We start from the raw sequence: 18,503 nt of genomic DNA, 5'->3' as shown, positions 1-18,503 counted from the left end.
AAAGCGGACCCCGGGACAACCGGATCGCTTTCTTTCAAAACTCCGTAAGTTTTATCCCAATGGCTGACAAGCCCTTTTCTTTTCCCTTGAAGCCCATAAAAGTCCTTCACCTGGTCAGCCATCCTATCCATTACTTCATCCCCTTGTATAAAGAATTATCGAAAAAAAAGGAGATTGAGCTGACTGTGATTTACCAATCTTATCAATCCTCGGGCTGGCTTATCAAAAAGGACTATCTCGTCGATATCGATTGGAACATCTCCTTCTTTGAGGGATACAGGTGGAAGAGACTTCCCTTGAGTGAAAGGTTGGGAATCCCAAAATTTTTCGGGGAAGGCATCCGGTTCGACATCGTCAGGGAAGTAGCTTGCGGGGATTGGGACATCCTCTGGATCCATGGTTATTACCTCATCACCAACTGGCTCTGTGCCCTGGTTCAAAAGCTAAAAGGAAAAACGGTCATGCTGAGGACCGAAGACGTCCTGTTTTACCAAAGAACGAAATTAAAAACAATCCTCAAGTATCTTCCCTTGAGGGTGCTTTGCAGTCTTTGCTGGGGTCTCTACATTGGAAAAGCGAACAAAGAGTACCTCGAATATTACGGCATACCCGACGAAAGGCTAAGGAGAGCTTCCTATTGCGTGGACAACGACTACTTTAAGACCCAAGGATCGCTCCTGCTCAACGAAAGGAAGGAGATCCGGCAAAAATGGGGTATAAGGGATAACAATCCGGTCGTCCTCTTTGTGGGGAGGCTGGTTGAAGAAAAAAAACCCTTGGTGCTTCTTGAAGCTTTCAAAAAAGTAGTCCGGGAAAGAAACGCTTGGCTTCTTTTTGTCGGGGAAGGACCGTTAAAAGAAAGGATTCAAGAGATTTCCCAAAAGGAAGCTATCCCAAACATTGTTACGGCAGGCTTCCTCGATCAAAAGGAACTGCCCAAGGCTTATATCGCAGCGGATATTTTTGTTTTACCTTCCGTGCAGGATACTTGGGGGCTTGTAGTCAACGAGGCGATGAACTTCGGGCTTCCGGTCATCGTGTCAAACCTGGTGGGCTGTGCAAGAGACCTGGTCAGGGAGGGGAAAAACGGCTTTATTTTTCCGGCGGGGGATACATACAGTCTTTCCCTTTGCTTGCGCAAGCTCATCGAAAAGGAAGAGCTAAGAATGGAATTTGGACAGAAAAGCAAGGAAATCATAGAAGAGTTCAGCATTCAGAAATGTGCCGATCTCATGGTTTCCGCCTTTATGGAATCCCAATACGGGACTTTAAGGACAGCTTCCATTCCTGCTTAAAACATGGATTCCAATGAGACCATCCGAAGCCCCAATCCCTCTCTTTGAAAAAGCAAGAGAGCTCTATGCCATAGCCAGGCTAAAATTTAAAACGGCCTACGATAAGACCCAACTGGAGAGCTTTATTCATTCTCTTTTTCAGGATATCGAGGAATATAACCGGTACCTTTTGACCTACAGCCATAAAAGTCTTTACGAATCCAAGGTATTTGAAATCGGGTTTGGACCTCGACCCTATAGACTTTTAGCTTTAATCGGTCTAGGCATAGAGGCTTGGGGTATTGACCTGGATATTCCCGTTTTAGAAGGGACAATAGGGCAATGGCTGGAATTGCTTAAGAAAAACGGGCTTGAAAGATTTTTAAAATCTTTCTTCCGGTTTTATCTTTTCGACCTGAAAGAAAGAAAAGAATTAGAAAAAAGCCTAAAAATGAAAAAGGGCACTTTTACCATCCCCAAGGAAAGGCTTTGGGTTGGGGATGCCGCTGAACTCGAACTGCCCTGTTCTTCTTTTGACCTCATCTTTTCCGAAGATGTTTTTGAACACATTCCCAAGGAAAGGTTGGAAATCCTGGTCGCAAAAATGGGCCTGTGGTTAAAACCGGGAGGACTGGCCCTGATCCGGCCCATGGTGTACACGGGGATTGCGGGCGGTCATCTCGCCGAGTGGTTCCCCGGAAATATTTCTTCCGGACTGATTTCCAAAAAAAGTGAACCCTGGGAACATTTAAGGAAAAACCGGTTTCAACCTAACACCTATTTAAACAAGCTTGGGAGAAAAGATTACCGCTTTTTATTTTCAAAGCATTTCCTCATCCTTGAAGAAAAGGTCAAGTATCCCGCTCTAGGCCAAGAATGGCTCACTGAAGAGATTAAAAAAGAGCTGTCGTGTTACCCGGAAGAAGAACTTTTGAGTAACAACGTGCTTTTTGTCTTGCAAAAGCCAAGAACCGAGTAACCAAAAAGGAAATCCTTCCTTCATTCCCTTATTTTTTTAGTCATCCTTGATCGCTTTTTAGCACTTGAGCCGATCGCTTTCAAATGTCAAACAAGGACTTTTTTATCGTACAATCGTTGCGTTTTGAGCTAACCGGAGAGTTTTTATTTAGGATATTCCACCCTTGAGCTATAAGAGGAAATGTCGATTTTCGCTTTCCGATAAGCTTTAAAGAAAGAAGGTGAAAAATTCCAACCGAACAGAAAAGAAAAAGGCACAGTTTCCCCGTGTTGTGAAGCAGGAAAAAACAATTTGTTTAAAGGATACACTTCTCCTCAATTGGTCAAACGGTTCCGGCCAAGGTAAAAGTGGAAGCTTGGAAAATTTAAAAAAACAAGCAAGGTTCCCTTTGCAAGGATGAAATCTTTATTACCTACTATTCGACCCCCTTTTTCGAAATTGGGGCAGGAAAAGGAAACTAAACTCGATCTTCTTGAAAGGAAAAGACGGCTGATCGCCCAGCTCGTCGTGATTATTTATATCCTTCTTCTTTTCGAAGGGGCGATACGCAAGTGGGTCTTCCCCAATCAAGGAAGGATCCTTTTTTTTATCCGCGATCCTTTTCTGCTCTGGGCTTATTTTTTAGCTTTCCGGTACAAGCTTTGGCCAAGGCCAAACTTCGTTTTTCTCTTGGGTCTATTGCTCGGAGCCATGGGTTTAATACTCGGTTTTTTCCAAATCCTCTTTACGGAACACCCTCTCCTTTTTGTCCTTTACGGGTTAAGAAACTACTTTCTTTATCTACCCCTTCCTTTTTTAATCGAAAGAGTATTAAGCAAGGATACCTTGCAAAAAATGGGCAAGTGGACCCTTTACTCTTTCTTTCCCATGCTTCCCCTCTGTTTTTTGCAGGCCATATCCCCACCTACTTCTCCTATAAACCAAGGTTTTGGGCAAGATCCAGAAACAATCTATAGGAACTTAGGGGTATATGGCGATATCCAAAGGGCCAGCGGAACATTTACTGCGGGCATTCACTTGTATATTGCAAGCGGATTGGCCCTATTTATGGCTTTCTGGATAAAAAAAATCCCAAGTAATCCGATTGAAAAAATCCTCTTGGCTCCAAGCGGCATATCCGTTCTTTTAACCCTTCTAGTTTCAGGGAGCAGGTTTGCTTTCTTTTCCAGTGGAATTGTCCTTGTTTTCTCCCTTGTAGCGGGATTTCTGGCGGGAAGGATGAAGTCGACGACAACCTTTATCTTTTATCTTCTTTTGGCGTGCTCTATTGCAGCTCTTTTGGCCAACACCCTTTTTTCTTCCATCATCGAGGCGATGATCATGAGATGGACAGGGGCTTCAGAGTTAGAAGGTGGAATTTTTGCTATTGAAAGGATCGAAGCTGATCTCGTGAGATTCATCGAAAACATGGATTTCGTCCCTTTCTGGGGTTACGGGATAGGGAGCGGGGGAAATGCCTTCCAAATCCTGGGGAACGAACTTCCTGTTTATGCCGAGGATGATTGGAGCCGGCACATCGTGGATTTTGGTCCTTTTCTTGGACTTCTTTACCTGTTTTACCGCTGGCTCTTGCTTCTATACGTGGGGATGCAATGCTGGTCGGCGACAAGAAAGTTTCATGATCCTCTTCCCCTTTGTCTTTTCGGATTTTTGTGCCCCGTCTTGTTTTACGGCCAAATATCTGGGCAAGGCACGGTAAACGGCTATAACTGGCTTTTTACCGGATTCTGCCTCGTTGCCTCAAAACAATTAAGCCAGCAAAAGCCCAGGCCTTCCTTTTGTTATTCCCCACCAGTCAAGCTATAAAGAAAATCACTACGATATGGATGTCCACGGATTAATCTGCCATAGGGATGTAGCTACAGGGATAATCTGTTACAAGTCGCTGGTTCAGAACTCACAAGAAAAATTGGAATTGATCCTCCACGATGACGGCTCGTTGACCGAGGAAGACGTAGCCATCCTCCAATCTTCTCTGCCGATTAAAAAGGTCTTCTTAAAAAAAGAAGCTGATTCCATTTTAGAAGAAATACTTTCCCGATACCCGGCATGCGCTACCTATAGGAAAAAGCAACCCCCTTGGGGAATTAAAGTATTTGACATTCCCTTGTTGGAAAAAAACGATGTTTTAGCCTACTGTGACAGTGACCTCTTCTTCTTTAAGCCTTTTAAAGGTCTCTTTTCCTTTCCTGGTCCAAAAACCAACATTATTCTTATGTACAATGCCGGGGATGAACCCAGTTGCATAAGACCTTGGCATTTTTTCATGTATCCCAATCTTCATATCATAAGCAATGCTAATGCTGGAATATTGTGTATAAGAAAAAAATGCTTTGATTTTGACCTTTTGGAATGGTTTATGGCCCAAAATTGGCCTTTAGGATTCCTTTTTCTTTACGAACAAACATTTTTTGCTTTGCTAGCCGCAAGAATCGGAGGAGCATTGTATAATCCTGCTCAGATTAAGTTTCCCACTAAAAAAGAGATAATCCATTTGGCTTCCGGGTTATACCCTGAAGCCCTTGCCTTTCATTTTGTAGGAGGAACAAAGGAATACGTGAAGAAGTACTTATCCAATTACGAACCTCAAGTTCAATATCCCATTACCCAAATCCAAACGATGCCCTGTAAGAATTTAAATTTTATTACCCTTACTTGGGCTCAACTCAAAAGGAAAATCAAAAGATCAATAAAACTATAAATATTATCTATGCATATAAATCATTCTTCTGTTTTTCTCTCTTTCGGATATTTTTTTAAAAAACTTCCCCCTAGGCTTATTTTGCCGGAGCTTGATCTAAAATGTATTCTTGAATAAGGTTATCGTTTTATAAAACTTCAGTCAAGATTGTTGAAAACTCAAAAGTGTTCAATTCAAAACCTCGAATAATGGAATACTTGGGTCGGCACATTATAGATTTGGGTTTTTTTGTCCTGTTTTCCCTATTTTATCACTAGAAGTTAATTTTATTCTTTGAATTCAACTGCCAGTCGGCGACAAAAAAATTTTTTGATCATCTTCTCCTGATCTTTTCGGGTTTTATTCCTCCTTTTATTTATCAGTCAAAATTGCGGGCAAGCCACCAAAACGGCTATAACTGGCTTTTTACCAGGTTCTTCTTCGTAGCCTTAAAAAAATTAAGCCTGGCAAAGCTAAGACTTACTCCTTTTTATTTCTCAACAATTAACCTCTAAAGAAAAAATCAACGGTATGGATGTCCACGGGTTAATCTGCCACAAGGATGTAGCAACAGGGATAATCTGCTACAAGTCCCTGGTTAAGAACTCCCAAGAAAAATTGGAATTGATACTCCACGATGACGGCTCTTTGACGGAGGAAGACATCGCAAAACTCCAGTTTTCTTTGCCGATTAAAAAGGTATTCTTAAAAAAAGAAGCCGACGGCCTTTTAGAAGAAATGCTTGCTCGATACCCGAGATGTACCTCCTATAGAAAAAAACATCACTTTGGATTTAAATTATTGGACGTCCCCTTGCTAGAAAAAAACGAGGTCTTAGCTTACTGTGACAGTGACATATTCTTCTTTAAACCTTTTAAAAATCTTTTTTCTTTTCCTAATATACAAACAAATATTCTCCTTATGTCAAATGGTGAGGTCGAGGGTTATTGTCTTAGACCATGGCATTTTTTCATGTATCCAAGTCTTGAATTCGTAAGCAAAGCCAATGCCGGGATAATGTGCTTGAGAAAAAAATACTTCGATCTTGATCTCGTGGAATGGTTTTTGGGTCATAATTGGCCATTAAAATTTCTTTTTCTCTATGAACAAACCTTCTGGGCTTTCCTTGCCGCAAGGATCGGAGGAGCGATCTATATTCCCGATCATATTAAAATTCCTACTAAAAAAGACTTGGCCCATTTAGCGGCAAAACAATCTTCTCAATCCCTTGCTTTTCATTTTATAATAGGAATGAAAGAATACATTAAGAAGTATTTATACAATTACGAACCTCAAGTTCAATATCCCATTACCCAAATCCAAACGATGCCCTGTAAGAAATTAAATTTTAATACCCTTGCTTGGGCTCAACTCAAATGGAAAATAAAAAGATCGATAAAATTATAATAATTTTTATTTTTATTTTTATCTATGAATACCAATCATTCCGTTTCTCAATCCAATAAGTTAACCTATGAAAAGACCCCTCCTCATGCTTATTTAGCAGGGGCTTCGCATATCAAGTGTTCTTGGATAAGATCTTTATTTTGTCAAACCTCTACAAAAATTGTTGAGGACCTAAAATTAGCGGATCCCCAACCACGTATTCTTGATCTTGGAGCCGGGGAAGGACAGGTAAGCAAAATATGGCTCGAACTGGGGGCAAGGCTAACTGCAGTAGATATTTCTGAAAACCGCTTAAAACAGTTGAAGGAGGTTTGTAAAGGATACGAAAATAAACTGGAAACGATTTGTAGCGACGTTTTTGAATTCTTAGAACGAGATCTCAATCAAAGATTTGATCTTGTTTGCGCGGTAGGATTTTTACATCATATTAAGGATTATTTAGCCCTTATCCAAAAAGCGGTTTCTTTAATCAAACCCAAGGGTTATTTCTTTTCTTTCGAGGATCCCCTTTACCACAAGACTCTTGATTTCTATTCTTTTTTCCTTTCTCAATGCCTGTACTACTCTTGGAGGATAACACAAGGCGACATTCTGGGTGGATTGTATAGAAAAATGCGCCGTGTTTTAATCGGATATAAAGATGATGTTTATGATAACACTGAATATCACGCGATTCGTTCCGGAGTCGATCAAGAAAGCATCATTAACCTATTAAAAAACCATGGTTTTTCCTGTTCTATCGGCTATTACTTCAGCAACCAATCCCCTCTGCTTCAATCTTTGGGAAAAAAGTTAAAAATAAAAAATTATTTCTATATCATTGGCAAACGACTGTAGTTTATGTTTGCCTCTACCTAAGTATTTCCTTCAGTAGTCCGAAGCGAAAAAAGCTATCCGTAGCCGATATGCCAGGATGGAGTTGTATCTTTTCATGGTGAAAATCTCTCTTAGAAGTTGGTAAATCTACAAATTGAATGGCAGAACTTTCGGATAAAACCTACTTTTCTTCAATTGAGTCAAAAAGTTTTGTCAACGCTTTTAATAGAGATTCCTTGTCCATCTTACTGAAAACAATTGCTTTTATTTTCACTTGGTTTTTTCATGGTTGGATAATATTCATAGCATAACCTTGAATGTATGAGAAAATTGATCAGGAATTGATCAAGAAAATGAGTGTAGAAAATCAGGGTGGAGAAAAAAAATGGAGTTATAGCACCATTCATGGAATAGGAATATTATGGTTATTTGTTCTTATTTTAAAAAGCCTTACATAATGTAGTATAATGATTTAAGCTTGGTGTCTTTTCCATTTTCACATTCCTTCTTTTTTAAGAAAGGATTAAAAATAAAATCAAAACAAGCTTAATTATACCCGGACTACATGAGCTAAACTCGATAGGTAGAGATTATGAGCCCCTTAAATAACCTGGTTATCGATGATCTTTTGCAGGAATCCCACTGCAATTTCATTGATTGGATAATTTATTTCAATAGATTGATCATACACTTTCATTTGATAAACTTTATTTTGTTTCAAGAGCATGCCTATCTAACATCTTTTTTTTCTCATCGAAGGGAACTGAGATATTACAATACATACACCTGATTTCTTCATAAATTTTAAAATTTAGAGCCTTTCCTGTGGTTAGTCTTTTAATTTTTTTTCCCTTTGACTCCATCTATTTCAGAGCCTTGCCCTCAACGAGATGAAGATCTTGCTCGTTATATCCAGCCTTTCCTTGCGTCATGGAGGTCCTCCCAAAGCCTGCCTTGAAACGGCTGAAGGTTTGCAGGATAGGGGCCATTCCGTGGAAATTTATACGACCGAAGACCTCCAAACAAACGATCTTGCGTTTATATCCAATTTTCAAAATAAAGGCATCCGCATCCATATCTTTCCAATTACCTGGAGTAAATTTTTTCTTACCCGTTACTTTTACTTTTCCCTTTTACTTGCCCATGCTCTAAAAAAAAATATCCGCCAGTTTGACATCGTCTACATCTATTCCCTTTACCGTTTTCCTCCCACGATCGGTTCTTTTTACTCAAGAAAAAACAAAATTCCTTACGTCATCCGCCCTCACGGATCGCTTGATCCTTACTTGTACAAAAAAAACCGGTGGATAAAAACCATCTACGAAAGGCTCATCGAACTTAAAAATTTAAATAACGCTGCAGCGATTCACTTTACTACCCAAGAAGAAAGGGATCTTGTTAGACCCTTGAACTTAAGGACAAAAGCCATCATCATTCCCCTTGGCATCCGGTTAAAAGACTACATTCCCAATCGCAAAATTGCGGAAAAGCTCTTCCCTGAATTTCAGGGGAAAAAAGTGCTTCTTTTCTTTGGCCGGATCAACTTCAAGAAGGGTCTTGATCTCTTGGTTCCCGCCTTTTCCCAAGTGCTGAAAGAAATTCCCGATCTTTGGTTGGTCCTTGCCGGTCCCGATAACGAAGGTTACGGGGAAAAAGTCAGGGGATGGTTAAAAGAGTATAAAATAGAAGATAAGGCGATCTTTACAGGCATGCTCCTCGGGGAAAAAAAAAGGGCTATCCTTTCCCTTGCCGATCTCTTCGTTTTGCCTTCATACACGGAGAACTTTGGAATAGCCGTTGTCGAAGCCATGGCCATGGAACGAGCCGTGGTCATTTCAGACAAGGTCAATATCTGGAGAGAAGTGAAGGAAGCGGGAGCCGGTCTTGTGGTTCCTTGCCGTGTTGACGAGATCGCCCGGGCTTGCGTTAAGCTCCTCAAAGATCCACAACTTGCCTTGGAGATGGGAAGAAGGGGCAGGATACTCGTTGAAGCTCGGTATTCCCTGGAAGCCACGACACGGGAACTCGAAAAAGAATTTCAGAAGATCATGGAAGACCAAAGAGGAGTATCTTAAAATTCTTAATTTACAAGGCAATAAGATCCAAGCTACAAATCCATTGTGAAAGCTACCCCTGCCCTTTTCCCTTTTTCCAAAATCTTCCCTGGCTTTCATCATTTTTCTTCACTAGTTAAAAGACACATCAAGCATCTTTTTCCCCTGTGGGGCGCAGCCTCGTTGACCTCCCTCTCCAACGGGATCGTCTTTTTCTTGCTCGCCGCCTTCATCGATCAAAAAACCTTTGCCTTGTATGCTGTTGGGCAAGCTATAAGCATTTTGGCTAATGCATGGACAGACGGGGGAATCGCTTTTGCTCTTCAAACCTTATCCAGCCAGGAAAAGAACAATAAAAGCCTGTTTGAGTTCTACTACAAGGAGGGAATGCGCTTATCTTTAAAAGTCGGTATTCCACTTTCCCTCTTTCTTGGGATCTTTCTTTTTCTCTTTCACATATACGGCTCCTTTGGCAAGGAACTATCCTGGGAAGTTATTACCCTCTTTTTTTCCTGCGGGCTGCTTCAAAATCGCATAGGTTTTTGCTCTGCTTTCTTATATGCTTTAGGGGACTTTAAAAGCTACGGTTTCGTCCAGGCTTTTAGCCCTGCCTTAAGACTTTTCCTCGTCCTTCTGATTTTCCTCTTCCAGGGAAGTAAGACATCCCTAAGCGTGCTCCTTTCTGTTGATCTTCTCTCTTTTTTTTCAGGATGGAGTCTCTCCGGCTTTTTCCTTCGTCTTAAAAAGAAAAAGCTCCAGTATTTGCCCCTCGACGAAACAGAACAAAAGAAAAGGAAAAGGGAAATAAGCCGATTCATGTGGCCCGCCATTCAAGCTAACGTTTTACTTTCCTCCTCCCATACCGTAGGCACCTTTGCCGGGGCTTTTTTTGGTGGATCTTCCACCGTTGCCCTCTACAGTCTTTTCCAAAGGGTCAATCAGCTTACCATGCTTGCTGTGGGACCCCTCAGCGGCTACCTCTCGAGAAAGTTAATCCTCACCGAGGATGAAAAAGAAAGGTATACAAAGGCTAAGCGTTTTCTCTCCTATAGTTTTCTCTTATCCCTTCTATTCGTCTTCTTCCTTTTGGGGGCGTACCTCGTTGGTGAAAAATTTTCCTCCCATTATGCTTTTCACGACCTCCAGACTTTCCAAATATTTCTTTTGTGTAACTTCTTGGTCTCTATTTATGCCTTTGTTGACAACTTCTTGGTCTCATGGAGGTATTCCGGTCACAGGTTGTTGAGTTCCTGGCTATTTATAGGAAAGTTCATCATTCTATGCCTATGCAAACCTACCACCGCTTTCTCTCTCTTTGCCCTCGATGCGTTTTTTTTATTTTTGATAGATACTTATTACTTCATCCGGTTCCTAAGCTTCGGCCGCAAGGCTACCTATGAACAAGCTTTCAAAACCTAGCCTATTCCTTCTTTTCTTTGTTTTTTCCTCTGGATTTGGCCTTTCCCAAGGCTCTTGGCAGGGATACCCCGTTGCCCCCTCTCCCTTCTTATCCCCTTCAAACCCACAAGTGCTTCCTTTTGACTTGACCGACACGGGAGGAACGGGCGGAGGTTTTGGCTTGGGCAATCCTCACACCCACCTTTGGGACATCGATTGCTGGGATGAACGGATCTGTTGGAGTTGTGGGTTCGGAGGTGTCTTCAAATCGGTTGATGGAGGTTACCACTGGGAAACGATAAAGTCAAAGGGGGGGTGGTATCACGTCCAACTCACGGGCAAAGAAGAAATATGGCTCCTAGAAGGGTTTCACGGTGAAGCCAAGGGAAGGCTTTGGTATTCCAAGGACGACGGTAAAAGCTGGGAAGAAATTTTAGCTGGCCAAGTTAAAGGCTTTGGAGGGCTCATCTGTAAAGGGCCCGTAAGATTCGTTTTGTGTAACGATTTCCCTTCCCTAATGAGTTTGGACCATGGCAAGACCTGGCAATTCCTCCACAGTCTTTTTGGCTCTCTCCAAGTCTCAATTCCGGGAGACGTAAAACAAGAAAAGGGTTTTACGATTTACGCATTAGGCCATAAGCAACAAAAGCCTTACCTCCTCCAGAGCAAGGACAGCGGAAGGAGTTGGAAGGAAATTTCTCTTCCCGAAGGCCTTCCTTACCCCAGGTCCCTTTTTTTTTCTTCAAGCTGGATGGGTTGGATCGGGTTTGACCAGGGGAAAATCCTTGCTACATCAGATGGAGCAGAAAGTTGGCAACTTTACGCGCTTCCTACCCAAAAGGCGGTTACGGCCCTTTGGTTTGACGAGGAAGGAAGGGGGTTTGCCGCTGTAGATAACGGCAATTACGCCAAATTATCCGAGGCCTTGTTCAGGACCGAAGATGGAGGCAAAAGCTGGAAGCTTGCTCTTTCCGGGGCAAAGCAGTTTAATCGGCTTTTGGGATTGGGATTAAAAAGGTTTTGGGCGGTCGGGTTCGTCCCCGGGACTCCTAATGACCTGGTTGCCATCTTGAACTTAGAAAAAGAAAACCTTCCCTCCAACCCATGAGAATCTTGCATTGCCTGCTATTCTTTTTACACTTTGTTTTTGCTTCGCGACTTCTTTTTTCCCAACAAACGGCGAATACGAATCTCCTGGCTCTTCATTGCCCAAGAAAGGTCATTATAGACGGCAACTTGGAAGAATGGAATTATTCTGGTGCCATCCTGAGCTGTTACGATTTGTCCACTCTCAAGGATACCCACTCGGTTCAATCCATGGCGATGTACGATGAAAACTACCTTTACCTTGCTTTTCGATTTAAAGACAAAACCCCCTTGGAAAACCAAGTCGATCCCGTTTTTGATCCCCAGGGAGGTTGGAAAGGGGATGCGGTCCAGGTTAGACTTAAAACCCCTAGTCAAATTCTCCATTTTACCACCTGGTATTATACTCCCAAGTCCCTGCCTTGGATCAGTATCCATGTTGGCTTATGGAATCCAAGCACTCCCCCCTACGAGGACATCCAGGATGGGAAAAAACTGGGGGTAAAAATCGCTTTTAAAAAGGATCCTAGCGGGGAAGCTTACACGGAAGAAGTGGCTATCCCCTGGAGTTTCTTGCAAAAACAAAAGCCTTATCTTCACGAAAAGTTAAGGTGTGGGTTGGAATTTTTTTGGGGGAGAAAAAACGGTAAAGATTGGCCCGAACACCGTTTTGCAGATCTCATCAACCCGGGAAATCCCAAGAGAGAATTTTTCTGGGACAACCCCGAAGCCTGGGGTAAGCTTGAACTTGTCGATTCTTTGCCTGCTGCTCAAAAAAACCCTCCCTTTTTTTCTCAACCTCCTTCCCCTTCTCTTCCTTTCTCCACCCAGGGTCAATACGCTATCCATTATACGCTAGAGGAGGATCAACACATCAGCTTGGTCATTGAAGACGGCTCGGGTAAAAGAATAAGAAACCTCATTGCCGATGTGCCTAGAAAAAAAGGAAAAAACACCGATTTTTGGGACGGCAAGGACGACCAGGGCAACGAGGTTCCTCCAGGAACCTACTCCGTCCGCGGTCTATGCCACCGTCCCTTTCATCTCTCTTACCAATTCGCGTTTGGAAACCCAGGAAACCCCCAGTGGCTTACCCCTGATGGAAAAGGGGGATGGCTTTCCAACCACGAAAATCCTTTCGCTCTAACGGTCGACGACCGCTTCGTTTACGTGGCCGCGGCAACGGCCGAAGGGGCGTGTGCCCTCATGGCCCTCGATCTCGAGGGGAAAAAACAGTGGGGAATTGGAAGAATTAACGGGGGAATGCTTGCTCGACTAGGTCCTTATCTCTACATGGTCGAAGAAGGCTGTCTGTCCAGTTACGGAGTCCCCCCTGGAGAAGTCAGGCTATACCGCTTTAATGCCCAAGAGGGATCACCTGTTTTGTTCTCTGGCAATAGCCCCTATAAACTGATCGGCCGATTTAATGCCCAAGTTCCTCCTCCACCAAGAGATCGGCTAGAAAAAGCCTACGAGGAGGGGAGCCTGGATGCAAGCTGGGCCCAAAGAGAAGTGATGGGTTTTGCCTCTTCCCTTCACTTTCTTTATTGTTCTCTTTACTACGAAGACAAGATCCTCGTCGTTGACGAAGAAGGCCGATTTGTCCGGGAAATTCCCGTTAAAAAGCCTACGGGGTTGGCGGTCAATAAAAAGGGAGAACTTTTTATCCTGGGCGATAAAAAAATTTACAAGGAAGACAACAAACAAGGGTTAATCCCCGTCGTTGAGTCCGGGCTTTCAGCCCCTGTGGGTCTTGCCCTAGATGAAGAAGGCAACCTTTACGTGAGCGAATGGGGCAAGGCGATGCAAGTCAAGGTATTTTCAAGGGAAGGGAAGTTTTTGGGATCTATTGGGAAAGAGGGGGGAAGAAACGCTTCGGGACGATACGATCCGGAAAAGATGTTTTTACCCTGGGGCATCGGTTGCGATCCTTTCGGTCGGCTGTGGGTTGCTGAATGGGACGATGCTCCAAGAAGGATCAGCATCTGGAACAAGGAAGGGAAGCTCGTGAAGGAGTTCTGCGGATCGACCTATTACGGCAGTGAAGGCTGCATGATCGATCCGACCAATCCAAACTTTGGCATCCTCATGGGTAACGGAATAGAACTGGATTGGAAAAAAGGGTTATGGAGGGTCAATAGTGTTTTGCATAGAGAGCTCAAATCCAATGCCCTATTTGGTCCTTTAGCCAGAGGAGTGTCTGGAGAGCAGATGTCCCAAAGAATAATGATCAGCCATTCCAAAAAATGGCTCATCAGCGGAACGCAAAATTACGCCTGTATTTCTGAACTTACTCCTTCCTACACCGCCAAGCCCAAGGCGGCCATGGGAACGGTGCGTTACTTTTTGTTCGGGAACAGCCGACTTCCTCAGCTCATCGAAAAAAATTTATTCCTGGAGGGTTCAGCTTTAGAATGGGCTAAGAAAAGTTTTCCCTCTCTATTCCTCGGAGATGGATGGAGCCATACCCAAATCGGGAACTATTACGGCAGAGGACAAATCTGGAACCTATTCCAATTTGAATCGAGCCAAAAAGGCTATCAACTCAATAACTCTTTTTTGTGGATCGATCGCAATGGAGATGGACTGGTCCAGGAAGAGGAGATTGTTCTTTTTCCGGAAAGCTTTGAAGAACCCCTTTTTAGTGGGGCATGGTGGATGCCCATCGTTGACCGGGATCTTGGTCTCTACTGGCTTGCCTTGAATCAAAAAGGGGATCTGAGCTGTTGGGCATTTCCTTGTTATGGATTTAACGAAGTGGGCTCTCCCTTGTATTTCCTCAACAAAAGAAAAAAAATTTTTAGCTGTTCAATCAAGAGGAGTGGGGATCCTCCCCAAGGGTGGTGCGATTCCAAGGGAAATATCCTCGTTATAGCCGATCCACTCCTGTTTTTTTCTTCGGAAGGCAAACTCTTGTGGCAATATCCCGATCCTTGGCCCGGGGTTCACGGAAGCCACTACGCTGCCCAATCTTCACCCGGAAGGCTGATCGGTCCCCTTTACGTGCTCGGTTCCGCGGAAGGAGAAAACGGGATCGGGGAAATATTCTGCCTGGCGGGAAACCTGGGTGAAAGGTACTTGTTCACCACCGACGGCCTTTTCGTCGGAAGTTTATTCAAAGATTGCCGGAGTGCTCCCGACGTCCTCCCGCAAGTTCCTTACCGAGGCATGCTCCTAGACAATACCACGGCTGGCGGAGAAAGTTTTGGGGGAGAGTTTTTTAAAAACCCGGAGGATGGGGGTTACTACCTGATCGGTTCCGTCGGGGACGGTCGGGAATGCGCCATCGTGGCCAAGGTAGAAGGCCTTGAGTCGGTAAAAAAAATGGTCTTGTCTCCCATTCGAGTCGGCCGGGGAGAAGACCGGAGCGCAAACGACCAGTCCAAGGGAAATCAAAAGCCCCTTTCTCTCAACATCTATCCCTTGAAAGAACCCGCTTGGGGCAATCCTTCAAGCGGGCTATTTGATTGGGGTAATCCCAACTCGATCGCTTCTTTTTCTTTTGATCAAGATCACCACGCCCAAGCAAGCTGGACGTTCGATAAAGATTACCTTTACATCGGTTGGAAAGAAGTTGCCGACGACAGTCCCCTGCTAAACAAGGGATTAGACCCCACCAAGCTTTTCAAAACCGGGGATGCCTTGATCTTTGAAATAAGGTCAGGCGAAGAAGCAGGAAATACCGAAGAGGTTGTCCAAGGCGACATCAGGCTTCTTTTTTCAGTCTTCCACGAGAAATTTATCGCGGTTCTCTATCGTTACAAGGAAGAAGGAACAAAAAACCCGGTCGGCTTTTCTTCCCCCATCGGGACGACATACGTCGATCAAGTTATTCCCATCAATGATGTGAAGATCGTTGTCGAAAGGCATCCCCGTTCCTATTCTCTTTATGCCTCCATTCCCCTTAAGGCATTAAACTTTTATCCCAAGCCCGGAAAAACTTACCGGGGGGATTTCGGGGTCATCTACTCGGACAAAAACGGGCTTAACGACATATTGCGGATGTTTTGGTCAAACAAGGAAACGGGAATGGTGAGCGACCTCTCGATTGAAGCTTCAATCAAACCTTCCGCTTGGGGAAAGTTTTACATCGAGACCCAATAATATTCTATCTTTTCTTCTCTCATGAACGTCTCGGTGATCCTCTTAACCTACAATTCGGCAAAAAGCCTCCATAAAACGCTTACAAGTTTAACCCGACTCTCCGACGACATCCACGCCGTGGATTCCTTTAGCAGCGATGAGACGGTCGAGATTTTAAAGTCTTATAAAGTCAAGGTCGTTCAACATGAATTCGAAAACTACGCCAAGCAAAGAAACTGGGCGATAACAAACCTAAAGACCGCATACGATTGGCAGCTCCACGTGGATTCCGAGGAGTGGTTATCGGAGGAGTTAATTGAAAACATAAAAAAACTGGATGAAAACGACTTAGTCGGAATTAACGGGATCATGATCCAACGGCTTGTGGTGTTTTTAAATAGAAAAATCCTGCACGGGGGGATGACCCCGATCTGGCACTTGAGGTTATTTCGATCCGGTTGTGGAAAATGCGAAGAAAAAAAGTATGACCAGCATTTCATGGTCGAGGGAAAAACGATCAAAATAGAGGGTTACATCCTGGACAACATTTGCACTGACCTAAGCGAGTTTATCCTCAAGCATAACCGCTGGTCGAACTTGGAAGCCGAGGAGTACCTGGAAAATTTAAAATCAAAAAGCGGAACTTCTCCCCGGGTGATCAAAGGAAAGCTTTTTGGCAACAGCATGGAAAGGAAAAGATGGTTTAAAGAAGCCTACTTGAAGCTCCCTCTTTTTATTCGGCCTTACTTGCTGTTTTTTTATCGCTACGTCATAAAAAGGGGGTTCCTGGATGGGATCGAGGGGCTCATTTTTTTTACCCTTCAAACTTTCTGGTTTAGGTTCCTTATCGATGCAAAGATATATGAAAAGACCACTCAAAAGAAGAACCGATCCTTGCAATGAATCTTTTTGAAAAACTAACAAAGTTTTACAAGAACGTGATCAACAAAAATTCTTGGAAAGGGCTGTGCTGTGGGGTCTTTGCAGGTACAGAGCATGAGCCTGTATTAAGAGATCTAAACTGTCTTACCGTCATCGATATTGGAGCCAATAGAGGGCAGTTTTCTCTAGCGGCAAGGCATCTTTTTCCCAAGGCTGCGATCTATGCTTTTGAACCCTTGCCCGTTCCGGCTGCCATTTTTAAGAAAGTCTTTAAAGATGATCCTTTAGTTCAGCTCATCCAGTCCGGGATCGGAAAAACAAGGGAATTAAGAACGATCCACATTTCTTATAAAGACGATTCTTCATCGTTCTTGCCGATCGGGGAAAACCAACTCCGGCTTTTCCCCGGCACGGGGCACAAGGAATCGAAAGAAGTGGAAATCGGCCCCTTAAGCTTGTGGATAACGGCTGAATCCATAAAAAAACCCGCCTTGTTGAAGATCGACGTCCAGGGTTTTGAACTTGAAGTTTTAAAGGGATCGGAAGAGTTGTTAGATCTTTTCGATTACATCTACGTTGAATCCTCTTTTTGTGAACTTTACCATGGGCAAGCCCTTGCGGATGAGATCATCGCCTTTTTATTTTCCCGCCAATTCCGGTTAAAAGGCATTTACAACCTGTTTTACGACAAAAGGGGAAAACCGGTCCAAGGAGACTTCTTTTTTTCGAAATGAAATCTTCCTTGGTTATTTAAGGTTTTGCCAGAATTACAAATTGAACAAAACATCTCATGTATAAATGGTCCTCTTTAGATCCTTATCCATTCACCCCAACTTATTCGAATATGATTTCAAGTTTAAAACTCAGCAATTTAGAATGGATGATCATGCCTAGAATAACTAAACAAAATTACCACTTTAAAATTCATGAAAAACTTTCTTTATAACTTTCATCCTGAAAAGAACATTGACCATTTTACGGCACTAGACGGAACGATCAAGTTTTACTCTTTCGTCAGGGCAATAATGCTCAAAATCGAGGCAAGGGAAATCTTGGATTTTGGGGCAGGCAGTGGTTCTTTTTATAATGAAGAGGTTTCTGTCTATCGAAAGTGGATTCGTGACTTACGTATTAATGGCAAAACAACGGTTACCGCATGCGACATCGATCCGGTCGTCTTAAATCATCCTTGTTCAGACAGGCAAGTCCTTCTAGAAAATAATAAGAAACTTCCCTTTTCAAATGGAATGTTTGATTTAATTGTCAGTGACATGACATTTGAACATATTGAAAATCCAAGTCTTGTTAGCTGTGAACTGGTAAGAGTTCTTAAACCAGGTGGATTTCTCTGCGTAAGAACTCCTAACGGATGGGGGTATATTCGATTGATTTCCAGTATCATTCCCAATAGGTTTCATCATCAAATTTTACGATACGTCCAGCCTCACCGAAAGATTAAAGATATTTTTCCTACCTATTACAGGTTAAATAGCCTATCCCAAATCAAAAAGTACTTTCACGACTGTGAACTTTACTATTTTTATGACAATGCAGAACCAGCCTATTTCTTTGGAAGTGAAATTATTTATCGCCTCTTCTTTTTCCTCCACAAAGTTATGCCAAAAAAATTTTCGGCCATAATCTGTTTCTTTGTAAAAAAAACATCTTGATAAAGTATACGAAGAAATAGAGTCGATTTTTCCCAGGCAATAAGCCAGGATTATTAAAAAAAGAACCTAAAACTCGATATTCAGACTGGAAGATAAATCCGCCTGAATATTTTTATTGAGGATTTTCCATACGTGATAAAAATATCTTTAAAACTCTAAACTCGATTATCTTCC

The 18,503-nt window shown here is 42.9% G+C and carries 13 protein-coding genes; all 13 read left to right on the top strand.

Translation table 11 applies throughout. The features are described 5' to 3' along the window. Window positions 1-59 precede the first annotated feature (59 nt). Window positions 60-1,295 (top strand): glycosyltransferase family 4 protein, encoded by a 1,236-nt coding sequence (locus MINF_RS02490; RefSeq protein ID WP_048810066.1) that lies wholly within the window; start codon window positions 60-62, stop codon window positions 1,293-1,295. A gap of 13 nt (window positions 1,296-1,308) precedes the next feature. After that, on the top strand, window positions 1,309-2,253 hold the full coding sequence (locus tag MINF_RS02485; RefSeq protein ID WP_012462900.1) for a class I SAM-dependent methyltransferase: 945 nt from the start codon (window positions 1,309-1,311) through the stop codon (window positions 2,251-2,253). Between the two features lie 396 nt (window positions 2,254-2,649). Next, the gene (locus MINF_RS02475) at window positions 2,650-4,059 is read left to right on the top strand and encodes a hypothetical protein (RefSeq protein ID WP_012462898.1); all 1,410 of its coding nucleotides are present in this window, start codon (window positions 2,650-2,652) and stop codon (window positions 4,057-4,059) included. Between the two features lie 16 nt (window positions 4,060-4,075). Beyond that, a complete protein-coding gene (locus MINF_RS02470) occupies window positions 4,076-4,954 on the top strand; it encodes a hypothetical protein (protein WP_012462897.1) in 879 nt (292 codons plus the stop codon). Between the two features lie 510 nt (window positions 4,955-5,464). Continuing rightward, window positions 5,465-6,340 (top strand): hypothetical protein, encoded by an 876-nt coding sequence (locus MINF_RS02465; RefSeq protein ID WP_012462895.1) that lies wholly within the window; start codon window positions 5,465-5,467, stop codon window positions 6,338-6,340. Between the two features lie 24 nt (window positions 6,341-6,364). Beyond that, window positions 6,365-7,177, top strand: coding sequence for a class I SAM-dependent methyltransferase (locus MINF_RS02460; RefSeq protein ID WP_048810064.1), 813 nt, complete (start codon window positions 6,365-6,367; stop codon window positions 7,175-7,177). A gap of 869 nt (window positions 7,178-8,046) precedes the next feature. Next, window positions 8,047-9,231 carry a glycosyltransferase gene (locus MINF_RS02455; RefSeq protein WP_012462889.1) on the top strand — a complete coding sequence of 395 codons (1,185 nt, stop codon included), beginning with the start codon at window positions 8,047-8,049 and terminating at the stop codon, window positions 9,229-9,231. Between the two features lie 45 nt (window positions 9,232-9,276). Next, window positions 9,277-10,629, top strand: a complete 1,353-nt coding sequence (locus MINF_RS02450) for a hypothetical protein (protein WP_012462888.1) — start codon at window positions 9,277-9,279, stop codon at window positions 10,627-10,629. Beyond that, on the top strand, window positions 10,607-11,716 hold the full coding sequence (locus MINF_RS02445; RefSeq protein WP_148205096.1) for a WD40/YVTN/BNR-like repeat-containing protein: 1,110 nt from the start codon (window positions 10,607-10,609) through the stop codon (window positions 11,714-11,716). The genes MINF_RS02450 and MINF_RS02445 overlap by 23 nt, the downstream gene beginning before the upstream one ends. Further along, the gene (locus tag MINF_RS02440) at window positions 11,713-15,798 is read left to right on the top strand and encodes a sugar-binding protein (protein WP_012462886.1); all 4,086 of its coding nucleotides are present in this window, start codon (window positions 11,713-11,715) and stop codon (window positions 15,796-15,798) included. Before MINF_RS02445 ends, MINF_RS02440 begins: the two co-directional genes overlap by 4 nt. 21 nt (window positions 15,799-15,819) lie before the next feature. Next, window positions 15,820-16,680, top strand: coding sequence for a glycosyltransferase family 2 protein (locus MINF_RS02435; protein WP_012462885.1), 861 nt, complete (start codon window positions 15,820-15,822; stop codon window positions 16,678-16,680). Then, on the top strand, window positions 16,677-17,393 hold the full coding sequence (locus tag MINF_RS02430) for an FkbM family methyltransferase (RefSeq protein WP_012462884.1): 717 nt from the start codon (window positions 16,677-16,679) through the stop codon (window positions 17,391-17,393). The genes MINF_RS02435 and MINF_RS02430 overlap by 4 nt, the downstream gene beginning before the upstream one ends. Before the next feature lie 192 nt (window positions 17,394-17,585). After that, window positions 17,586-18,329 (top strand): class I SAM-dependent methyltransferase, encoded by a 744-nt coding sequence (locus MINF_RS02425; protein ID WP_012462883.1) that lies wholly within the window; start codon window positions 17,586-17,588, stop codon window positions 18,327-18,329. Window positions 18,330-18,503: the final 174 nt, after the last annotated feature.

Origin of the sequence: Methylacidiphilum infernorum V4, from assembly GCF_000019665.1 — a bacterium.
GTDB lineage: Bacteria > Verrucomicrobiota > Verrucomicrobiia > Methylacidiphilales > Methylacidiphilaceae > Methylacidiphilum > Methylacidiphilum infernorum.
Note: the sequence above shows the minus strand (reverse complement) of the source record. Positions and strands in the feature narration are given on the sequence as shown.